Origin of the sequence: Aeromonas dhakensis (assembly GCF_002285935.1) — a bacterium.
Classification (GTDB): domain Bacteria; phylum Pseudomonadota; class Gammaproteobacteria; order Enterobacterales; family Aeromonadaceae; genus Aeromonas; species Aeromonas dhakensis.
The window spans coordinates 249,517-266,905 of the sequence record NZ_CP023141.1 but is presented as its reverse complement, the minus strand read 5'-3'; the positions used below and the strand labels follow the sequence as shown (position 1 = coordinate 266,905).

Genomic DNA, 17,389 nt, shown 5'->3' with positions numbered 1-17,389 from the left:
AGGTTCAGGCATGGAGGGCGTGCAGCCACTCCGCCAACCTGGCGTGGGCACTGCCGGGGGCGGGAGGCGCGGGGGCGAGCAGGTGATAGCCGGTGCCATCCGCAATGAAGCCGAGCGGCGCCACCAGCAGGCCGGCTTCAATGTCGTCGCACACCTGCCGGTAGGGGCCGATGGCGACTCCCAGCCCGGCAACCGCCGCCTGCAGGCTGAAGTAGAAGTGCTCGAAGGTCTGCCCCGGTGCCTCCTCGCCGGCGGGTTGGCCGGCGTGCTGCAACCACTCCTGCCAGGCCCCCGGCCGGGTCTTGGTGTGCAGGCGAGGGGCGCCAGGGCGCAGGGCCGGGCCGTTTGCCCCCGTCTCGAAGAACTGCGCCACCTTGCCCGGCTGGCAGACCGGCCCGGTCAGCTCTTCGAACAGCGGCTGGCTGTAGAGCTCGGCGGGCCACTGGAAGTCGTTGCGCCGGATGGCGAGATCGATGCCGCTGCCGAAGTTGAGGGCGCCGCCACCGGCCATCAGGTGTACGTCCAACTCGGGGTGCAGGGCCTGGAAGGCGGGCCAGCGCGGGATCAGCCAGCGCATCAGCAGGGTCGGTTCGCAGGAGATGACCAGCGACGTCGGCCGTCCCTGCTGGCGCAGTGCCTGCGCCGTCTGGCGGATGCCGCCCAGCCCCTCCCTGACCGCCTGATAGAGCCGTTCGCCCGCCTCGGTCAGAAAGACCCGGCGCTGGCGCCGCTCGAACAGCATGACCCCCAGATCCTCCTCCAGCAGCCGCACCGCCCGGCTGACGGCGCCGTGGGTGAGGTGCAGCTCGTCGGCGGCGCGGCTGAAGTGTTCGGTGCGGGCCGCCACCTCGAAACAGCGCAGCGCGGTCAGGGCGGGCAGCGACAGGCTTTTATGTGAATTATTCTCACCGTTCATGTCAGAAGTTATCGTTCGTTATTGGTATCATGGCCAAATAAAATAGCCGATATTCCATCTAATCAGGACTATTTTCATGACCGAACTGTTAGCCGTAGTAGCCATTACCTTCTTTGCCGTCATCAGCCCCGGGCCCGACTTCGCCATGGTGTCGCGCAACAGCCTGCTGCTCTCGCGCCGCAGCGGTGTGCTGACGGCGCTCGGCATAGGTGCCGGGGTCTGCGTGCACGTCACCTACACCCTGCTCGGGGTAGGGCTGCTGATCCAGCAGTCGCTCTGGCTGTTCAACCTCATCAAGCTGGCGGGGGCCGCCTACCTCATCTTCCTCGGCATCAAGATGCTGCGGGCCAAACCGGCAACCGACGAGATGTTGGCCGAGCAGCCCGCCCTCTCCAGCCTGGGGGCGCTGCGCACCGGTTTCCTGACCAATGTGCTCAACCCCAAGACCACCATCTTCATCGTCAGCCTGTTCATGCAGGTGGTGCAGCCGCAGACACCGCTGGCGGTCCAGCTCGGTTACGGCGCCTTCATCGTGCTGGCCCACGCCGTCTGGTTCAGCGCGGTGGCGATCTTCTTCTCCACCGACTCGGTACGGGGTCGGCTGCTGGCGGTGCGCCACTGGATTGATCGGGTGTTTGGCGCTCTGCTGGTGGGATTTGGCATGCTGCTGGCACTGACCCAGCAGACGCGCTGAGGCGGGGGGAGAGGCTATCTCCCCTATCCACCCCCGACTGTAGGGGCTTGTTTTTCATGCCTTGTGGTCCGCTTTTCGGTAGAATTGGCGCTCATTTTGACGTCAATAAAGATGAGGGGCGGTATGACGGTCAGGTTCCAGGCATTTCACAGCATCAAGGCGATAGGTCAGCGGGAGGTGCTGTTCAACTGGTCCAGGACCAATCCCCTCGGCGCACTGGAGCAGGTGTGGCGTCCGAAGAATCGCGACGAACTGCAGCAACTGCTGCGGGAAAACCCCGAGCGCAAGCTGCGCCTCATCGGCTCCGGCCTCTCCTTCGAACCCATCCACAGCGTCTATGCCGAGGGCAGCCAGGCGCTGCTGGTGGACTTGCACCACCTGCGCGGTCAGCTAGGGCAGACCGCCGACACCGTCACCTATCAGGCGGGCACCCCGCTCGACACCGTCTACGCCGATCTCATCGCCATGGAGCGTATGCTGCCGGCTTCCCCCGGCGTCATCGGCATCCAGACCTTGGGCGGTGCGCTCAGCACCGGCACCCACGGCCAGGGGCTGCACCAGTCCGCCCTCTGTGATGCGGTGGCGGCCCTGACCGTGATGCTGGCCAGTGGCGACATCATCCGGGTGGATCGCACCGACCCCCGCTTCGGTGCCTTCGTGATGGGGATGGGCATGCTCGGCATCCTGCTCGACGTCACCCTGCAGACCGTGCCCAACCGCATCATGCGCTGCACCAAGTTCACCACCGACTACCCCTTCCTGCTGGAACACAACGAGCGGCTCAACCGCGAGCACGCCTTCGTGAAAAGCTGGTGGTTCGCCTGGACCGGCGAGAGCCACATCTGGCTGGTGGATCCCGCCTCCGATGAGGAGGTGGCCCGCTACCGCGCCGGTGGCAGCGAGCCGCTGCTGCTGGAGGGCGACATCGACGCCCGCATGAATGCCACCATAGATGCGACTCTGCAGAAGATGGCCAAGGACACCAAGGATGAGGCGCTGGCCGGAGAGCACTTCGAGACGGTGCGCCGCTTCAAGGATGCCTCCGATCTGGTGGGCAACGTCTACCAGATCCTCTGCAAGGGGATCCCGGCGCCCCAGATCAACTGCGAGGTAGCGGTGCCGCTTAATCGCATGAACGAGGCGCTGGAGACCCTGCAGGCGTGGCAGCAGGCCAACCCCGGCGTGCTGCACTACCCCTTTATCCTGCGCTGCACCGGCCCCTCCAAGGCCTGGCTCAGCGCCGCCTATGATCAGTCGGTGTGCTGGATCGGGTTCCTGGTCTATCTGGCGGCGGACGGTACCTTCGTCAACGGCTCCATGGAGCAGATGCGCGAGCTGCAGCAACTGCTGGTGCCGCTCGGCGGCATCCCGCACTTTGGCAAGCACCTGGCGATGGATCTCTACGACTTCCCGGCCCTGCTGCCGCGCTGGCACGACTTCCTGGCCCTCAAGGGCGAGCTCGACCCCCACGGCCGCTTCGAAAACCGCTGGCTCGCCGACCTGTTTGCCAACCGGTAAGGATTTGACATGACCGATATGCAAGATACCCGCATCCCCGTGACCCTGCTGACCGGCTTTCTCGGCAGCGGCAAGACCACCTTGCTCAACCACTGGGTCAAGCAGCCCGAGCTTGGCGAATGCGCTGTGCTGATCAACGAGTTCGGCTCGGTGGGGCTGGATCACCACCTGGTGCAGCAGGTGGACGAGCAGGTGGTGCTGCTCGATTCCGGCTGCATCTGCTGCTCGGTGCAGGGCTCCCTGGTGGAGGCGCTGCAGGGGCTGTTTATGAAGGCCATTCAGCGCAAGATCAAACCGTTCAAGCGACTCATCATCGAGACCACTGGCCTCGCCGATCCGGCCCCCGTGCTGTTCACGCTGAGGGAGGAGGGCTTTATCGCCCAGCGTTACCGCTTCGACGGCACCGTCACAGTGGTGGATGCCGGTCATATCGAGCAGCAGCTGGCGGCTCAGTATGAAGCGGTGAAACAGGTGGCGTTGGCGGATCTGCTGGTGGTGAGCAAGGGCGACCTGGTGGATGAGGAGACGCTGGCACGGGTCGAAGCCCAGCTGGCGACCCTCAACCCGGCGGCCCCCATCGAGCGGGTCAGCAACGGGGTGCTCTCGCCCGCCGTGCTGGAGAAGCTGGGGGCCTACAACGAGGCGGCCGGACGCGACGTGCGCCAGCTGCTGGCCTGGCTGCGCACCGAATCCCCCAGGCAGGGGCTGGCCTCGCCGATGCAGCCGAAGATGAAGCCGTTCGCCGCCAAGGTGGGCACGGCCGCGCCGACCCACTTCGAGCACGGCAATATCGAGAGTTTCTCCCTGCGCATCGGCGAGCCGCTCAAGCCCTCCCGCCTGCTGGCCGCCATCGACGCGGTTCAGGCGCAATACGGCGATGCGCTGCTGCGGCTCAAGGGCATCTTGCAGCTGGAAGGGGAGAGCCAGCCGGTGGTGATCCACGGCGTCCACGGTCAGCTCTATCCGCTGCAGGCGCTGGGGGAGTGGCCGGAGGGCAAGGCCCAGTCCCGACTGGTGTTCATCGTGAAGAGTCAGGACAAGGCGGGCATAGAGCGGTTGTTCCTGGATACCCTCAAGGCGCCCGAGCCCAGCCTGGAAGAGCAGCTCAGAGCCATGCTCGGCCAGCCTGATGCCTGATGTAATGAGATGACCCGCGCTTGTGCGGGTCTTTTTTTGTCTGAAGAGGAGGTGGCTGCAGATGCCCGATAGCACACACATGGTGACCCCTGCCCAGCGCAAATGGCTGCCGCCGCTCACGGCGGTCGGTTTCTTCATGCAGACGCTGGATGGCACCATCCTCAACACCGCCCTGCCGAGCATGGCCGAGACCCTGGGCGAGAGCCCGCTGCAGATGCAGTCGGTGATCATCGCCTACATGCTGACGGTGGCGCTGCTTATTCCCGCCTCCGGCTGGCTGGCGGACAGATTCGGCACCCGGCGCATCTATCTGGCCGCCATCCTGCTGTTTACCCTGGGCTCTCTGGCCTGCGCGGCCGCCAACTCCCTGCCGGTGCTGGTGGCCGCCCGGGTACTGCAGGGGATCGGTGGTGCCCTGCTGATGCCGGTCGGCAGGCTGGCGGTACTGCGGGTCTACAGCAAGCACGAGCTGCTGCGGGTGATGTCGTTCGTCACCATCCCCGGCCTGGTGGGGCCGCTGATCGGCCCGGCACTGGGTGGCTGGCTGGTGGAAGTGGCGAGCTGGCACTGGGTGTTTCTCATCAACCTGCCGGTGGGGTTGCTCGGCTTCATCGCCAGCTGGTACTTCATGCCGGACTTGCGCCAGAGCACGGCCAAGTTCGACTGGCAGGGATTCGTGATGTTCAGCGCCGGCATGGTGCTGGTGTCGGTGGGCCTGCAGGGGCTGGGGGAGCACAGCATCTCCACCGGCTGGGCGCTGTTTGCCCTGCTGTTCGGGCTGGCCGCCATGGCGAGCTACTGGCTCTACGCCGCCAATGCCGAGGAGCCGCTGTTCGGGCTGGGGCTGTTCAAGACCAGCACCTTCGCCATCGGCATCTGGGGCAACCTGTTCGCCCGCCTCGGCAGCGGCGCCATGCCGTTTCTCACCCCGCTGTTTCTGCAACTGGGGCTTGGTTTCTCGCCGAGCAAGGCGGGGATGACCATGATCCCCACCGTGCTGGGGGCCATGCTGACCAAGACGCTGGTGAACAAGCTCATTCCGCGCATCGGCTATCGCCGCATCCTGATCGGCAACACCCTGGCGCTCGGGGTGATGATCGCCAGCTTCTCCCTCATCGACAACCAGCTCCCCTACGGGGTGCTGCTGGGCTGGCTGATGGTGTTCGGCGCCATCAACTCGCTGCAGTTCTCCGCCATGAACACCCTGACCCTGCAGGATCTCAGCCCGGAGTTCGCCAGCAGCGGCAACGGCCTGCTGTCGGTGGTGATGCAGCTCTCCATGAGCCTGGGGGTGGCCATCGCCGCCAGCCTGCTGGGGCTCTTCTCTGCCGGCTCGTCGGCGGCGGATGGCCAGTGGCTGGGAGGCTTTCACCTCACCTACCTCTGCATCGGCCTGATGTCGATGCTGGCGGCGCTGATCTTCGCCCAGCTGGCGCGGGACAAGCGCTGAGTCGCGGGCTCAGGGGGCCGGCAGGTAGCTTACCTGGCAGGGCAGCTGGGCCAGCAGTCCGGCCAGGTGGGCGGTTTCCAGCAGGAAGGTCTGCTCGGGGTGGCCCGGCGTCCAGGTAAAGGCGTGGTGGGTCATGAGCACAGGATCCACCAGCAGCGGGATGTCGGCGCGGGGCAGGAAGGGGCAGACCGCGCCCGGCAGGCAGCCGATTTCGGCCTGCATCTCGTCGGCGGTGCAGATGGAGGGCTTGGCGCCGAGCGCCGCCTTGACCGCCTTGTTGTCGAGCCGGCCGTCCCTGTGGGTCAGCAGCAGCGCAAAGCGGCCATCCTTGAACTTGAGAAACAGGGTCTTGCTGAACTCGGCCTGCCAGCCGAGGCGGGCTCTCACCTTTTCATCGGTGGCGTAGTCGAGGATGGGCTCGTGCTCGAAACGCTGATGGGGCAGTTCGGCCAGCAGCCGGCAGTTGAAGTCGTGAATGGTATCGAGTGGCATGGGGTCCTCCTGTGATGGCTGCCATCCTGCCACTTGCCGTGGCACAGGCCCAATCACGGTTTCTTATCCGTTATCAGCTCTGTCCATCAACAACAAGGGCACCCGTGGGTGCCCTTGTCGTTCAGTGGTGCTGCAATGCGCCCGCTTCCCAGTGAAAGGGGATGGGGCAGAGCCGTTGGGAGGCCTTGTCGTAGCACGCCCACAGCTCGCCGATGGTGCGGCCATCGATGGGGTGGCAGAACTTGGGCGCCAGCTCTGCCAGTGGCCAGAGCACGAAGGCGTTGGTGAGGATCTCGCCGCGCGGCAGCACCAGCGGCGTCTCGCAGACCAGCTCGCCGTAGAGCAGCAGATCGAGATCCAGGGTGCGCGGGGCGAACTTCTTGGCGTCCGGCTCGCGGCCGTGGGCGAACTCCATGGCGCGCAGCCGTTGGCACAGGGTCGCCAGCGGCAGCTCGGTGTCGGCACCCACCACCAGGTTGTAGAAGGGGCGGCCGTTGAAGCCCACCGCCTCGCTCTCGAACACCCGGGAGACCTGCAGTTCGCCAAACTCGGCCTGCAGGGCATCGAGGCCGGCGCGAATATGGCGTTCCCGCTCGATGTTGGATCCCAGGCTGATATAGACACGAGTCATGCGGTGCTCCCTGTCATCTGGCTGGAACCCAGGCTGATATAGATGCGGGTCATCAGTTGGCGCTCGCGGCCGGGGTGCGGTGACGCAGGATCTCGACGCCGACACCGGCGGCATTGGGGACGGCACCCGGCTTGATCAGAGTGACCTTGACCCACTGCACCCGTTCGTCGGCCAGCACCAGCATGGCGACCTGTTCGGCCATGGTTTCGACCAGCTCCACCACCTTGCTGGCGACGTGATCACAGATCTTGCGAGAGAGGGTGGCGTAATCCAGTGCCAGATTGATATCGTCGGTTGCGGCGGCGGGGCGGTTGTCGAACCCCATCTCGAGGTCGAAACAGAGCTTCTGGCGAATGCCTTTCTCCCACTCGTATACACCGATAGTGGTCAAAACCTCGAGTCCGCGAATAAACACCTTGTCCATGACAGTACTTCTTCTTTACTCTTGATGGGCTGTGATGACAGCGCAGGGATGCAGGCCTGGCCAGCGGATGAGTGCCGGCGGCCGGTTTGGGCGACACGCGGTGGGCAACCCCACGCAGGCGCCAGAGAATGTGGCCCGCATCATACCCCATTCATATCGTGGTAAAAACGACCAAGATGACGGCCCTGACGATTTTGATGATTATTCTGGCCTACCTGGGCGGCTCGCTGTCCAGTGCTGTGCTGGTTTCCCGCATCACGGGTCTGCCGGATCCCCGTGATCACGGCTCCCACAACCCGGGGGCCACCAATGTGCTGCGCCTCGGCGGTCGGCTGGCGGCCGTGGTGGTGCTGCTGCTCGATGTGCTCAAGGGCACTGCTCCCGTCTATCTCGCCTGGTATCTGCAAATCAAACCCGTCTACCTCGGCTTTATCGGGGTGGCAGCCTGTCTCGGCCACATGTACCCCATCTTCTTCCACTTTCGTGGTGGCAAGGGGGTAGCCACGGCGCTCGGCACCATGATGCCCATCGGCTTCACCATGGGGGGCGCGGTGATCGGCACCTGGCTGCTGGTGCTGCTGGTGAGCGGCTATTCGTCGCTGGCCTCCATCATTACCGTGTTGCTGACCCCGCTCTTTACCTACCTGCTCAAGCCGGAATACACGCTGCCGGTTTCGCTGCTCTCCTGCCTCATTCTGATCCGCCATCACGAGAACATCGCCCGCCTGCTGAAAGGGGAGGAGCCCAGAGTCTGGGGCCGCCAGAACCGCAGTGAGCAGGAAGAAGTGCTGGAAATGGATGATCCTGAGCAAAAAAGAGACGAACGAGACAAAAAGTGAAATTTCCCGTTGACCACCTGCCTTAAAATCCGTTTAATAGCGCCCACGCCCAGATAGCTCAGTCGGTAGAGCAGGGGATTGAAAATCCCCGTGTCGGCGGTTCGATTCCGTCTCTGGGCACCAAATTTTGGTGTCGTGAAAGAAAAACTTGTTCATGCACAATGGTTTAAAGTGTGCCGGCTTAGCTCAGTAGGTAGAGCAACTGACTTGTAATCAGTAGGTCACCAGTTCGATTCCGGTAGCCGGCACCATTTGCCCAGATAGCTCAGTCGGTAGAGCAGGGGATTGAAAATCCCCGTGTCGGCGGTTCGATTCCGTCTCTGGGCACCACTTATAATTCCTCCTTAGCTCAGTCGGTAGAGCGACGGACTGTTAATCCGCAGGTCGCTGGTTCGAGCCCAGCAGGAGGAGCCAATTCAAAAGCCCAGCAGCAATGCTGGGCTTTTTCTTTGTCCGTTTTCCGGCATCCGGTGTCCCATAGAGCAAGATCTCTCCATCTTGGCGGCAAGTTGTCGCAGCACCCCTGCCGTACCGCTCCCGCCAGTGACTTCCCCAGCCCGCCTAGTATGATGGCGTGATGAGTCCCTATTCTGCCCATCTTGCCCTGGCGGCCTCTGTCGCATCGGTGGGCGCAGGAGAACGGGACCGCTTTCTTGAGTGAGGTCATCCATGAATGCAACAGAGCTTTGGCAGCTTTCCCCCGAACAGTTCAACGAGTGGCGCCGGGCCAACGACTACCCCCTGATCTGGGATCTGCTGGTGGCGTCGCTGCCCCATTTTGACGACTGGATGACGGAGCAGAAGATCGACAAGCAGGTGATCTTCCAGATCGGCATCGCCCGCTTCATCAGCTCCCGCTGCGTGCTGAGCCTGTGCCTCTACATGAGCGACGACAAGATCAGACTCTATGAGACCGCCTCGAGCGCGCTGGAGTCCCTGCGCAAGAGCGGGCTGATCCGCGCCGAGACGCGCTTTGAACCCTATTGCATGTGGCTGGCCGGCAAACACGGCAAGGACGAGGTGAAGCGGGTACAGAGCCTGCTCTCGGTCTCCGAGAACAACAAGGGGGAGGCCCAGGTGCTGGGCAGGCACCGGTTGCTCAACATCGGCGGTGTCGAGCTCAAAAGCCCCATCATCTCCGGCCGGCTGCTCGACTTCACCTGCCTGGACGAGCTCTCGCTGGATGGCGCCGTCAACAACTCCAAGGTCTATCTGTGGCACTGCTCGGCCAAGGGGGTGAGGGTCAACGGCGGGGTGATCGGGCTCGATCTGTTCGACTCCCTGCTGTGGGACCACAGGGCCTGGGCCAAGAAGCGGGAGCTGGCGCTGGAGGACGGGGTGTTTCAGGACTTCACCATAGAGTGCGAGGAGATCCGCTTTCACTCCTCCCGGGCGGTGCTGAAAAACTTCAACGTGCGGGCCAAGAACTTCGACGCCACCATGGAGCACACCAACCTGGACAAGGTGCAGGTGGCCTACAACGAGAATGGCCGGGTCGATCACAGCGAGGCCAGCAAGCTCTATCGCAACGCCAAGCGGCTCTTCTCCAGCGTGGGCGATACCGTCGATGCCGGCGAGTGCTACTACAAGGAGAAGCTGCACGAGATGAAGTCGCTGGCGAGCCCCAGGGAGCTGTTCAAGGAGTGCTGGCTGCGCAGCGGCTGGCTCAAGAAAGGCTGGCTCACCCTGCTGTGCTACCTGAAATGCGCCGCCAAGTTCATCAGCTTCATCACCTGGGGCTTCGGGGAGCGGCCGATCCGCAGCCTGCTGCTGTCGATGGGGGTTATCCTGCTGGCGACCCTGACCTATTATCTGGCGCCGGGATCGGTCACCCATGACCATCTTGGGCGCTCGCTCTATTTCAGCATCGTCACTTTCGTGACCCTGGGCTATGGCGACATCTCCCAGACCTCCTCCCCGCTCCAGCTGCTGTCGGCCATCGAGGCCTTCTGCGGCATGTTTCTGACCGGTCTGTTCCTGGCGGGGTTTGCCGCCAAGACCAAGCAGTATTGACGGCGCGCCGGCCACTGGTCGAGCGGGTCAGCCGGCCGGCGTGATCTCCTGCATCTTGAGCCAGAAGGCCTCCTGGCAGGGGTTGTGGAACAGCTTGCGCACAGGGGTGATGGGGATGGGGCTGGCGACCACCCGGTAGCTGATCCAGCACTCCGGGCAGACTTGTGGGGAGGGCTCTTCGTCCAGCTCCAGCTGGTGGCAGATGACCACGCCGTTGGCAAACCAATAATGGGTCTGCCGGTGGTGGGTCAGGGTGCCGCTCTCGTCCTGCTCGCTGTGTTGTTCGCTCTGCTGGCGGACGAGTATCGCCGGTCCTGCCTGGCGATGGATGGCCCTGATATAGGTCGCGAGGTCGTTCATGGTGCTGCCCATGTTGCTGCCGGATGGTGAATGACGGAGTCGATTGCCGATGGGGAAGCTTACCCGTGCAGGCGCTGGGCGGCAATCCGCTCCGGTTGTCCCCTTGTTTCGCCGACCGGCCCCAGTTGCTATACTGCCGCCCCGTTTCGTCGCCGGGCAGGCCGTGGTGCCGGTGCGCTGGCGCGAGACGGGCAGACTGGACAGGATCGTCCGGCTACCCGTTTTCTCCTCCCCGGTTCAGTCGCCAGCGTGGTGGACAGTCAGTCCGCATGGCACAGTTCGAGTCCGGCAGAAGAATCAATGCAAGGAGCCCTTGTTGCAAGACAAGGGCTCCTGCTTTATGGGTGCCATAACAACAATACTCACCACACAGCGACAGATTTCAGGATTGGTATGGAAAATCAAGCAGTTAAGGATTCTCACCAGGGTGCGGCCTCCCTTCGCCGCTGGCTGGAGCCGGTATTGGTGCTGGCCATCCTCGGCAGCCTGTTTGGCTACCTCGGCAGCCAGATGGGCCTCTCCGCCCTGGTCAACACCCTGTTCAACACCGCCCACCAGCTGCTGCTCAATACCGTGCTCTTCATCATGGGCATTACCGTGCTGTCTGGCGCGCTCAGCCAGCTGCTCAGCGAATTCGGGGTGATCCGCCTGCTGGAGGTGTTGCTGGCGCCGCTGATGAAGCCGGTGTTCCGGCTGCCGGGTCGCACCGCACTGGCGGCCCTGATGACCTTCTTCTCCGACAACCCGGCGGTGATCAGCCTCGCCAGGGACAGCCGCTTTCGCAAGGGTTTCACCCCCTGGCAGCTGGTCTCGCTCACCAACTTTGGCACCGCCTTCGGTATGGGGTTGATCGTGGTGACCTTCATGGCCACCCTGCAGCTGCCGGGAGGCGAGTCCACCGCCAGCGCGGCGCTGATCGGCCTGCTCGGCGCCCTCATTGGCTCCGTGGTGTCGACCCGCTTGATGCAGCGGATGATCCGCCCGCTGGTGGGGGAGACCCCGATCGCCGACGAGGTGGCGAGCGTGGGGGCCAAACCCGGCCTGAGCCGGGAGGCGGCGCCTACCTGGCTGCGGGTGCTCAATGCCCTGCTGGACGGCGGCAAATCCGGGGTGGAGCTGGGGATGGCGGTGATCCCCGGGGTGCTCATCATCAGCACCTTCGTGATGCTGCTGACCTTCGGCCCGGGTGAGAAGGGGTATACCGGCGAAGCCTTCCAGGGGGTGGCGCTGCTGCCGGTGCTGGCGGCCAAGGTGGGCTGGCTGTTCGAGCTGCTGTTCGGCTTCACCCACGCCGAGCTGGTGGCCTTCCCGGTCACCTCGCTGGGGGCGGTCGGGGCCGCCATGTCGCTGGTGCCCCCTTTCATCGGCAAGGGCTGGATCACCGGCAACGAGGTGGCGGTGTTCACCGCCATGGGCATGTGCTGGAGCGGTTTCTTGAGCACCCACACCGCCATGCTGGATGCGCTCGGCTATCGTCATCTCACCTCCCGCGCCATCGTGGCCCACACCGTCGGTGGCCTGTGCGCCGGGGTGGCGGCTCACCAGCTCTACCTCTGGCTGGGCTGATCCATCACGCAGCAAAAGGGCGCCGAGGCGCCCTTTTGCTTGCGTGGCCGACCGGCGGCCTCACAGGTTGCCCGGTTTGGGAATGGGGATACCGAGCAGGAAGTTGTCCATCATGCCGACCATGCGGCCCAGCTCCGGTTTGGTGATGGTGTCGTTGGCCCCCAGCTGCAGCGCCTTCTGGCGGTTGTCATCGCTCATCAGCGACGAGAACATGACGATGGGGATGGTCTTGAAGGCGGGGGTGTCGCGCAGCCGCTTGAGCAGGTGCATGCCGTCCATGCGGGGCATCTCCACGTCGGTGATGATGCCGCTGACGAACTCGGCCACCGGGATCTTCTCCTCCTGCGACAGGCGATCGAACTCCATCAGCATCTCCAGCCCGTCGCCCCCGTCCTTGGCGGTCACCACGTTGTAGCCCGCGGTGCGCAGAGTGGTCTCGATCATCTTGCGGATGAAGGCGGAGTCGTCCACCACCAGGATGGTTTTGGCCTGGCGCATGGCCATCATGCGATCGTCGATGATGACCTTGCGATCCTGGGTCACATCGTACTTCTCCATGCTGAGCTCTGGGTTGATGTCGGCGATGATCTTCTCGAAGTCGAGGATCATGATGAGGTTGCCGTCGCGCCTGACCACCGCCACCACGCAGTCATTCTCGCCCGCCTCCAGGAACTGGCTGGGGGACTCCACATCCTCCCAGGAGACCCGGTGGATCCTGCTGACGCTGTCGATGAGGAAGCCGTTCGCCATCTTGTTGAAATCGGTGACGATGACCACCTTGTTGCTGTTGTCCGGGTTGGTTTTGATACCAAGCCAGCCGGCCAGATCCACCAGCGGGATCAGCCGCTCGCGCAGGGAGAAAACCCCCACCATGTGACGCTGGGCGTTGGGGTAGTCGGTGGTTTCCGGCACCCGGATCACCTCGCGCACCTTGGCGACGTTGATGCCGTAGTAGGCTATTTTCTCGCGGCCATCGGGCAGCTGCTTCTTGAGGTGGAATTCGATGATCTCGAGCTCGTTGGTGCCGCTCTCGGTCAGAATGGATTTACGCTCTTCCCCGTCTTTGGCCATCATGGTCACTCTCGTGCTTCTGGTTGCGCTGGCAGCAGCCGCTGCGGTTTTCCCTCAGTATAGGAATGGATCCGCCGCTGACGGCGGGATCCACACAAGATCGCCTCCATAACCGCTTGATCCCGCAGGCTGGAAGGCGCGTATCAGCCTATCAGGAAAAGCGCGGGGCGATGGAGAAGGCCATCACACTCGCCGCAAGGGGGGAGTCATGGAAGAGAGCGTCGTGGTGATCGGCGCCGGCGGTGGGCTGGGAAGCGCCCTGGTGGCGCACTGGCTGGCGGTGGACACTGCGCCTGTCATCGCCGTCAGTCGCCAGCCGCAACCGGCGGGGCTCGACAGCAGCAAGCTGCACTGGCTGCGCTGCGATTACAGTGATGAACAGCTGGCAGAGGCGGTGGCCCGCATCGGTGAGCTGGCGCCGAGGCCGCGCTGGCTGGTGATCTGCAACGGCTTGCTGCAGCAGGGAAGCATCCGGCCGGAGAAACGGCTCGAGGCGCTCAACCTCGAGGCCATGACCCAGCTCTATCAGACCAACGCCCTGCTGCCGCTGCGTTGGATCAGCCAGCTGCTGCCCCTGCTGGGGTCGAGCCCCTGTACCCTGGCGGTGCTCAGTGCCCGGGTCGGCAGCATTGGCGACAACCGCACCGGGGGCTGGTATGGCTATCGCGCCGCCAAGGCAGCCCTCAACATGCTGCTCAAGTGCGCCGCCATCGAGCTCGCCAGACGGGCGCCCGGCGTCAAGCTGCTGGCGTTTCATCCGGGCACGGTGGACACCCCGCTCTCGCGGCCGTTTCACGGCAACCTGGCCGCCGGCAGCCTGCACAGCCCGCAGCAGGCTGCCGCGGATCTGGTGACGCTGATGGCGCGGCTGACGCCGGATGGCGAGCTGAGCTACCTCGACTGGCGAGGCGAGCCTATCGAGTGGTAGCGGGCGGCAGCAGCCGGGCCAGCAAGCTGCGCAGCGCCTTGATGACCGCCGGCTTGCCTGCCAGTTGCAGCCTGGCCGCCAGCGCTCCCCAGTCGGCATATTGCCAGATGGTGGTGATCAGCAGTTGCCGCTCGGCGGGGTCAAGCTTTGCCAGTTTCGTCAGGTTGCCCGCCAGCCAGCGCTGCAGGCTGGGCTGGCACAGCTCGAACGGCTTGTGGTGGTGGGCAAAGCAGGCCAGCTCATCCTGATCAAAGCCATCGAGCGTGCTCGAGCTGGCCTCCGCATCCTGCAGGCACTGCCACACCAGTTCGGATTCAAGGGTTTTCAGCTCGCCTGCCAGCAGGGTGGGCAGCTGGCGCACGAAGCGTTGGTGCCACTCGGCCAGCTCGGCGGCGCGGGCCGGTTGCAGCGCCTTGAGCAGCAGGGCGGCGTGGCTGCCGCTGGCGGCATCCCGCTGCAGGCCGATGCGCAGCACCCTGAGCCCGGCCTTGCGCCAGAAAGGCAGCAGCTCGGCGCTGGCCGAGAAGGCCGAGCCCAGATAGTCGAACCCTGCCGCCTGATAATGCTGTTCGAGGTGGACCAGCAGGAGCGACCCCAGCCCGCTGCGATGCAGCGCCGGATGGATGGCGATGCGCATCACCCTGGCGTAGCTGCGCGCACCTGCGGTCTTGAAGCCGGCGTGCGCCAGCAGCGACTGGGGCAGCAGATGACCGCGCGGACGCCGGCGCCCGGCCCAGATCGCCTCGGCCAGCTCAGGATCTATCTCTCCTTCCCGGGCGACCAGCGCCACCCCGAGCAGATGCGAGCCCTGTTCCAGCAGGTGGATGTCGAGGGCGGGACTCTCCAGCAGGTAGCGCAGATCGCTCGGCGTGGTCTGGTAGTGGGCCAGCACCAGCAGGCCGAACACCCGATGGAGCAGCCCTTCATTGGCAGCCAATGCATCCTGCTCGAGCCGGCGCCAGCCAGGCTGGGTGGGCGCTGGCGGCGTCTCGACCTCGGCGTTGAGGCCGAGCAGCCGGAACACCAGCGGCTCCAGCGGATCCCGGCTGCTCCAGCGGATCGGCTCGGCCAGGTGGATCTCCTGCCAGCCGGGCGTCTCGCGATCGAGCACCCGCTTGAAGCGCAGGTGAAAACCGCGACCCGTGCCCTCGTAGCCATGTTCTGTGGTGGCGAAGACGATGCGGCCGTGCCGGGCCAGCATGGCCTCCAGCAGTGGGGTCGGAATGGCGGCCGCTTCGTCCACCAGCAACAAGTCGGGCTGCAGCGGTTCGTGCACCAGCCGATCCGGCGAGCAGTAGCTGAGCCCTGTCAGCAGTTGCGGCGCGTCTTCAAGGGCAAGGGCTGCGTGGGCAAACAGGGTGGCGACCGTGGCTTGGGAGGGCGCCGTCACCACGATCTGAAGATCGGGTTGTTGGCGCAGCAGCTCGGCGGCGGCCAGCCCCAGCAGGCTGCTCTTGCCGCGGCCCCGATCCGCACTCAACACCAGCGGGCGGCGGCGGTGACCGTGCAACACCTTGTGGATGGCGGGCAGGGCGCGCGCCTGATCGCAGCTCAATGGCCGCGCCGGCCCAACCGGCTGCCACTGGGTTGCCGTTGCAGGAGGGGCTAGTTCGAGGGCAGGGTCGCCCGCAAGCTGCCGCACCAGCCGGGCGAGAAAGCCGTGGCCCGCCAGCGCCATATCTTCCGGTTGTGCCACCAGCCGCACCCGGTCCGGATCCGGCCAGGCAGGCCATTGGGCTCGCGGCGGGGTCAGCAGCAACAGCAGGCCGCCCGCCCGCAAGGTGCCCGCCAGCGCCCCGAACGCATCGGGGTGAAAACCGCTGAACGCATTGAATACAAGCGTGTCGCACTCCTGACCGAGTCGCTGCAGCGCCTTGGCCGCCGGCTGCGGGTGGTGCTCGCTCGGGCCATCTCCCAGCCAGTAGCTGACGCCGCTTAGCAGCGCCTCGGCCCGGGCGATGCAATCGGCTTCATCACCTTCCAGCCAGATCAGCCGCCGTTCGCCGGCGCGGGCCAGTGCCTGGCGCAGCTCGTCGAGTGGAGCCGGCATCATGAGGCTGCGTTGTCGGCCGGTTTGCGGGGCTCGAACATGCGATCCCCCATCTGGTCGATGAAGGTGTGTGCCTTCTGCACCATGAAGCGCTCCGCATCGGCGGGGTTGGCAAACAGATCGGAGCGGATGAAGCGGTGGGTCTGCAGCACGCCGTCCAGCTCCTTGGTGATGCGGCCCGCCAGCCGATACTGACCCCCTTCGGCCATGGGCTCGGGATAGATGAGGTAGCCGGCATATTCGGTGGGGGTGACTTCGGCGATCGGAGCGGGCTGGCCGCCAAACAGGGCAGTGAACAGTTTCTTGAGCATGATGTTTCCCTCAGTGACAGGGCATTGTCACCAAGGGGTTGATGGCTGGCAAGCGGGGGATCTTATTACCAATCGTTATTTGCACTACGAACCATTCTCATTTAGATTTCATGGCAATCCAGCATGAGGTAAACACTATGTACGTCTGTTTGTGCCGCGGCATCACAGATTCCCAGATCCGCAAGGCGGTACAGGCAGGCAAGACCGAGTTTCGCCAGCTCAAGCAGTCGCTCGACGTCGGCGCCCAGTGTGGCAAATGCGTGCGCATGACCATGGAGATCATCGCCGCCGAACTCGACAAGGCCGAGCTGGAGCAGGCGCCGCTCTACTACGAGGTGGCCTGAGCAGAGCCCGTCGCCGGCAAAACCGACCCGTCTTTTCAATCCCTTCCCGCTGGCGAGCAAGCTCGCCGGACCTCTTGTTGTAATCTTTCTGGACTAAGCTCTAAGGATCTAAGCCTCAGGCACGAACCAAGGAGCACTGTCGATGAAAGGAGATCCCAAGATCATTGCCCACCTCAACAAGGTGCTGGCCAATGAGCTGATAGCCATCAACCAATATTTTCTGCATGCCCGCATCTATGATGACTGGGGTCTCAAGGCGCTCGGTCACAAGGAGTATCACGAGTCCATCGATGAGATGAAACACGCCGACGAGCTGGTCAAGCGGGTGCTGTTTCTGGAAGGGCTGCCCAACTTGCAGGATCTGGGCAAGCTGCGCATCGGTGAGACGGTGGAGGAGATGCTGCGCTGCGACTTGTCGCTGGAGATGGATGCCATCCCGGATCTGAAGGTGGCCATCGCCTATGCCGAGTCGGTGCAGGACTACATCAGCCGCGACCTGTTCCAGGATATCCTGGAAGACGAGGAGGAGCACGTGGACTGGCTGGAGACCCAGCTCGATCTCATCGATCGCATCGGGCTGGAGAACTATCAGCAGTCCCAGCTGCATCACGGCTCGTCCTGAATAGTTATGGCATGAAAAAACGA

General features: G+C 64.2%; 18 protein-coding genes and 4 tRNA genes. 14 read left to right on the top strand and 8 right to left on the bottom strand.

Annotated features, from left to right (window positions below):
- Positions 1–4: 4 nt before the first annotated feature.
- Positions 5–916, bottom strand: coding sequence for a LysR family transcriptional regulator (locus CK627_RS01510; RefSeq protein WP_095591540.1), 912 nt, complete (start codon positions 914–916; stop codon positions 5–7).
- A gap of 76 nt (positions 917–992) precedes the next feature.
- On the opposite strand from CK627_RS01510, the gene CK627_RS01505 reads away from it, so the two are divergent.
- The 4 genes from CK627_RS01505 (at position 993) to mdtD (ending at position 5,715) form a co-directional block, all read left to right on the top strand.
- Positions 993–1,610 (top strand): LysE family translocator, encoded by a 618-nt coding sequence (locus tag CK627_RS01505; RefSeq protein WP_042049828.1) that lies wholly within the window; start codon positions 993–995, stop codon positions 1,608–1,610.
- A gap of 123 nt (positions 1,611–1,733) precedes the next feature.
- A complete protein-coding gene (locus tag CK627_RS01500) occupies positions 1,734–3,128 on the top strand; it encodes a D-arabinono-1,4-lactone oxidase (RefSeq protein ID WP_095591539.1) in 1,395 nt (464 codons plus the stop codon).
- A gap of 9 nt (positions 3,129–3,137) precedes the next feature.
- Complete coding sequence (locus CK627_RS01495) at positions 3,138–4,265, top strand: CobW family GTP-binding protein (RefSeq protein ID WP_167385237.1); 1,128 nt, start codon at positions 3,138–3,140, stop codon at positions 4,263–4,265.
- Positions 4,266–4,326: 61 nt separating this feature from the next.
- Positions 4,327–5,715, top strand: coding sequence for a multidrug transporter subunit MdtD (gene mdtD, locus CK627_RS01490; protein ID WP_005305583.1), 1,389 nt, complete (start codon positions 4,327–4,329; stop codon positions 5,713–5,715).
- A 9-nt stretch (positions 5,716–5,724) separates the two neighbouring features.
- On the opposite strand, the gene CK627_RS01485 is transcribed toward mdtD, so the two are convergent.
- From CK627_RS01485 to folB, 3 genes are all read right to left on the bottom strand, one after another.
- Positions 5,725–6,207, bottom strand: coding sequence for a YbaK/EbsC family protein (locus tag CK627_RS01485; RefSeq protein ID WP_017788220.1), 483 nt, complete (start codon positions 6,205–6,207; stop codon positions 5,725–5,727).
- Positions 6,208–6,328: 121 nt separating this feature from the next.
- Positions 6,329–6,838 (bottom strand): 2-amino-4-hydroxy-6-hydroxymethyldihydropteridine diphosphokinase, encoded by a 510-nt coding sequence (gene folK / locus CK627_RS01480; protein WP_095591538.1) that lies wholly within the window; start codon positions 6,836–6,838, stop codon positions 6,329–6,331.
- 52 nt (positions 6,839–6,890) lie between these two features.
- On the bottom strand, positions 6,891–7,262 hold the full coding sequence (gene folB, locus CK627_RS01475) for a dihydroneopterin aldolase (protein ID WP_095591537.1): 372 nt from the start codon (positions 7,260–7,262) through the stop codon (positions 6,891–6,893).
- Between the two features lie 176 nt (positions 7,263–7,438).
- Between folB and plsY the strand changes: the two genes are divergently transcribed.
- From plsY to CK627_RS01445, 6 genes are all read left to right on the top strand, one after another.
- Positions 7,439–8,101 carry a glycerol-3-phosphate 1-O-acyltransferase PlsY gene (gene plsY, locus CK627_RS01470; RefSeq protein ID WP_026139285.1) on the top strand — a complete coding sequence of 221 codons (663 nt, stop codon included), beginning with the start codon at positions 7,439–7,441 and terminating at the stop codon, positions 8,099–8,101.
- A 47-nt stretch (positions 8,102–8,148) separates the two neighbouring features.
- Positions 8,149–8,224, top strand: a tRNA-Phe gene (locus tag CK627_RS01465).
- Positions 8,225–8,276: 52 nt separating this feature from the next.
- Positions 8,277–8,352 (top strand) — tRNA-Thr (locus tag CK627_RS01460).
- Positions 8,353–8,355: 3 nt separating this feature from the next.
- Positions 8,356–8,431 (top strand) — tRNA-Phe (locus CK627_RS01455).
- A gap of 8 nt (positions 8,432–8,439) precedes the next feature.
- Positions 8,440–8,515 (top strand) — tRNA-Asn (locus tag CK627_RS01450).
- Positions 8,516–8,770: 255 nt separating this feature from the next.
- Complete coding sequence (locus CK627_RS01445; protein WP_065017255.1) at positions 8,771–10,114, top strand: potassium channel family protein; 1,344 nt, start codon at positions 8,771–8,773, stop codon at positions 10,112–10,114.
- A gap of 27 nt (positions 10,115–10,141) precedes the next feature.
- Here CK627_RS01445 and CK627_RS01440 read toward each other — a convergent pair whose 3' ends face one another.
- The gene (locus CK627_RS01440) at positions 10,142–10,486 is read right to left on the bottom strand and encodes a hypothetical protein (RefSeq protein ID WP_095591536.1); all 345 of its coding nucleotides are present in this window, start codon (positions 10,484–10,486) and stop codon (positions 10,142–10,144) included.
- A gap of 381 nt (positions 10,487–10,867) precedes the next feature.
- Here CK627_RS01440 and CK627_RS01435 point away from each other — a divergent pair, with 381 nt between their 5' ends.
- Positions 10,868–12,040 (top strand): CD0519/CD1768 family membrane protein, encoded by a 1,173-nt coding sequence (locus CK627_RS01435; RefSeq protein WP_005305561.1) that lies wholly within the window; start codon positions 10,868–10,870, stop codon positions 12,038–12,040.
- A 60-nt stretch (positions 12,041–12,100) separates the two neighbouring features.
- Here the strand turns inward: CK627_RS01435 and CK627_RS01430 are convergent, their stop codons facing one another.
- A complete protein-coding gene (locus tag CK627_RS01430) occupies positions 12,101–13,114 on the bottom strand; it encodes a chemotaxis protein CheV (protein ID WP_005305558.1) in 1,014 nt (337 codons plus the stop codon).
- Between the two features lie 205 nt (positions 13,115–13,319).
- Here CK627_RS01430 and CK627_RS01425 point away from each other — a divergent pair, with 205 nt between their 5' ends.
- Positions 13,320–14,039, top strand: a complete 720-nt coding sequence (locus tag CK627_RS01425) for an SDR family NAD(P)-dependent oxidoreductase (protein WP_095591535.1) — start codon at positions 13,320–13,322, stop codon at positions 14,037–14,039.
- Here the strand turns inward: CK627_RS01425 and CK627_RS01420 are convergent.
- Positions 14,026–16,092: a tRNA(Met) cytidine acetyltransferase TmcA gene (locus tag CK627_RS01420; RefSeq protein ID WP_095591534.1), complete on the bottom strand. Its 2,067-nt coding sequence runs from the start codon at positions 16,090–16,092 to the stop codon at positions 14,026–14,028. The two genes, CK627_RS01425 and CK627_RS01420, sit on opposite strands and share 14 nt — an antisense overlap.
- Positions 16,089–16,400 carry an HlyU family transcriptional regulator gene (locus CK627_RS01415; protein ID WP_017782465.1) on the bottom strand — a complete coding sequence of 104 codons (312 nt, stop codon included), beginning with the start codon at positions 16,398–16,400 and terminating at the stop codon, positions 16,089–16,091. Before CK627_RS01415 ends, CK627_RS01420 begins: the two co-directional genes overlap by 4 nt.
- Positions 16,401–16,537: 137 nt before the next feature.
- Between CK627_RS01415 and CK627_RS01410 the strand changes: the two genes are divergently transcribed.
- Both CK627_RS01410 and bfr read left to right on the top strand, forming a co-directional pair.
- Complete coding sequence (locus tag CK627_RS01410) at positions 16,538–16,744, top strand: bacterioferritin-associated ferredoxin (protein WP_010635984.1); 207 nt, start codon at positions 16,538–16,540, stop codon at positions 16,742–16,744.
- A gap of 142 nt (positions 16,745–16,886) precedes the next feature.
- On the top strand, positions 16,887–17,366 hold the full coding sequence (bfr, locus tag CK627_RS01405; protein WP_005314068.1) for a bacterioferritin: 480 nt from the start codon (positions 16,887–16,889) through the stop codon (positions 17,364–17,366).
- The last annotated feature ends 23 nt before the right edge of the window (positions 17,367–17,389 follow it).

Bases quoted from the DNA above. Each gene is read 5' to 3' on its own strand.
- CK627_RS01500 (WP_095591539.1), top strand. From the start codon at position 1,734: ATGACGGTCAGGTTCCAGGCATTTCACAGCATCAAGGCGATAGGTCAG.
- CK627_RS01485 (WP_017788220.1), bottom strand. From the start codon at position 6,207: ATGCCACTCGATACCATTCACGACTTCAACTGCCGGCTGCTGGCCGAA.
- CK627_RS01440 (WP_095591536.1), bottom strand. From the start codon at position 10,486: ATGGGCAGCACCATGAACGACCTCGCGACCTATATCAGGGCCATCCAT.
- CK627_RS01435 (WP_005305561.1), top strand. From the start codon at position 10,868: ATGGAAAATCAAGCAGTTAAGGATTCTCACCAGGGTGCGGCCTCCCTT.
- CK627_RS01420 (WP_095591534.1), bottom strand. From the start codon at position 16,092: ATGATGCCGGCTCCACTCGACGAGCTGCGCCAGGCACTGGCCCGCGCC.
- mdtD (WP_005305583.1), top strand. From the start codon at position 4,327: ATGCCCGATAGCACACACATGGTGACCCCTGCCCAGCGCAAATGGCTG.
- CK627_RS01410 (WP_010635984.1), top strand. From the start codon at position 16,538: ATGTACGTCTGTTTGTGCCGCGGCATCACAGATTCCCAGATCCGCAAG.
- CK627_RS01415 (WP_017782465.1), bottom strand. From the start codon at position 16,400: ATGCTCAAGAAACTGTTCACTGCCCTGTTTGGCGGCCAGCCCGCTCCG.
- folK (WP_095591538.1), bottom strand. From the start codon at position 6,838: ATGACTCGTGTCTATATCAGCCTGGGATCCAACATCGAGCGGGAACGC.
- CK627_RS01445 (WP_065017255.1), top strand. From the start codon at position 8,771: ATGAATGCAACAGAGCTTTGGCAGCTTTCCCCCGAACAGTTCAACGAG.
- bfr (WP_005314068.1), top strand. From the start codon at position 16,887: ATGAAAGGAGATCCCAAGATCATTGCCCACCTCAACAAGGTGCTGGCC.
- folB (WP_095591537.1), bottom strand. From the start codon at position 7,262: ATGGACAAGGTGTTTATTCGCGGACTCGAGGTTTTGACCACTATCGGT.
- CK627_RS01495 (WP_167385237.1), top strand. From the start codon at position 3,138: ATGACCGATATGCAAGATACCCGCATCCCCGTGACCCTGCTGACCGGC.
- CK627_RS01510 (WP_095591540.1), bottom strand. From the start codon at position 916: ATGAACGGTGAGAATAATTCACATAAAAGCCTGTCGCTGCCCGCCCTG.
- CK627_RS01430 (WP_005305558.1), bottom strand. From the start codon at position 13,114: ATGATGGCCAAAGACGGGGAAGAGCGTAAATCCATTCTGACCGAGAGC.
- plsY (WP_026139285.1), top strand. From the start codon at position 7,439: ATGACGGCCCTGACGATTTTGATGATTATTCTGGCCTACCTGGGCGGC.
- CK627_RS01425 (WP_095591535.1), top strand. From the start codon at position 13,320: ATGGAAGAGAGCGTCGTGGTGATCGGCGCCGGCGGTGGGCTGGGAAGC.
- CK627_RS01505 (WP_042049828.1), top strand. From the start codon at position 993: ATGACCGAACTGTTAGCCGTAGTAGCCATTACCTTCTTTGCCGTCATC.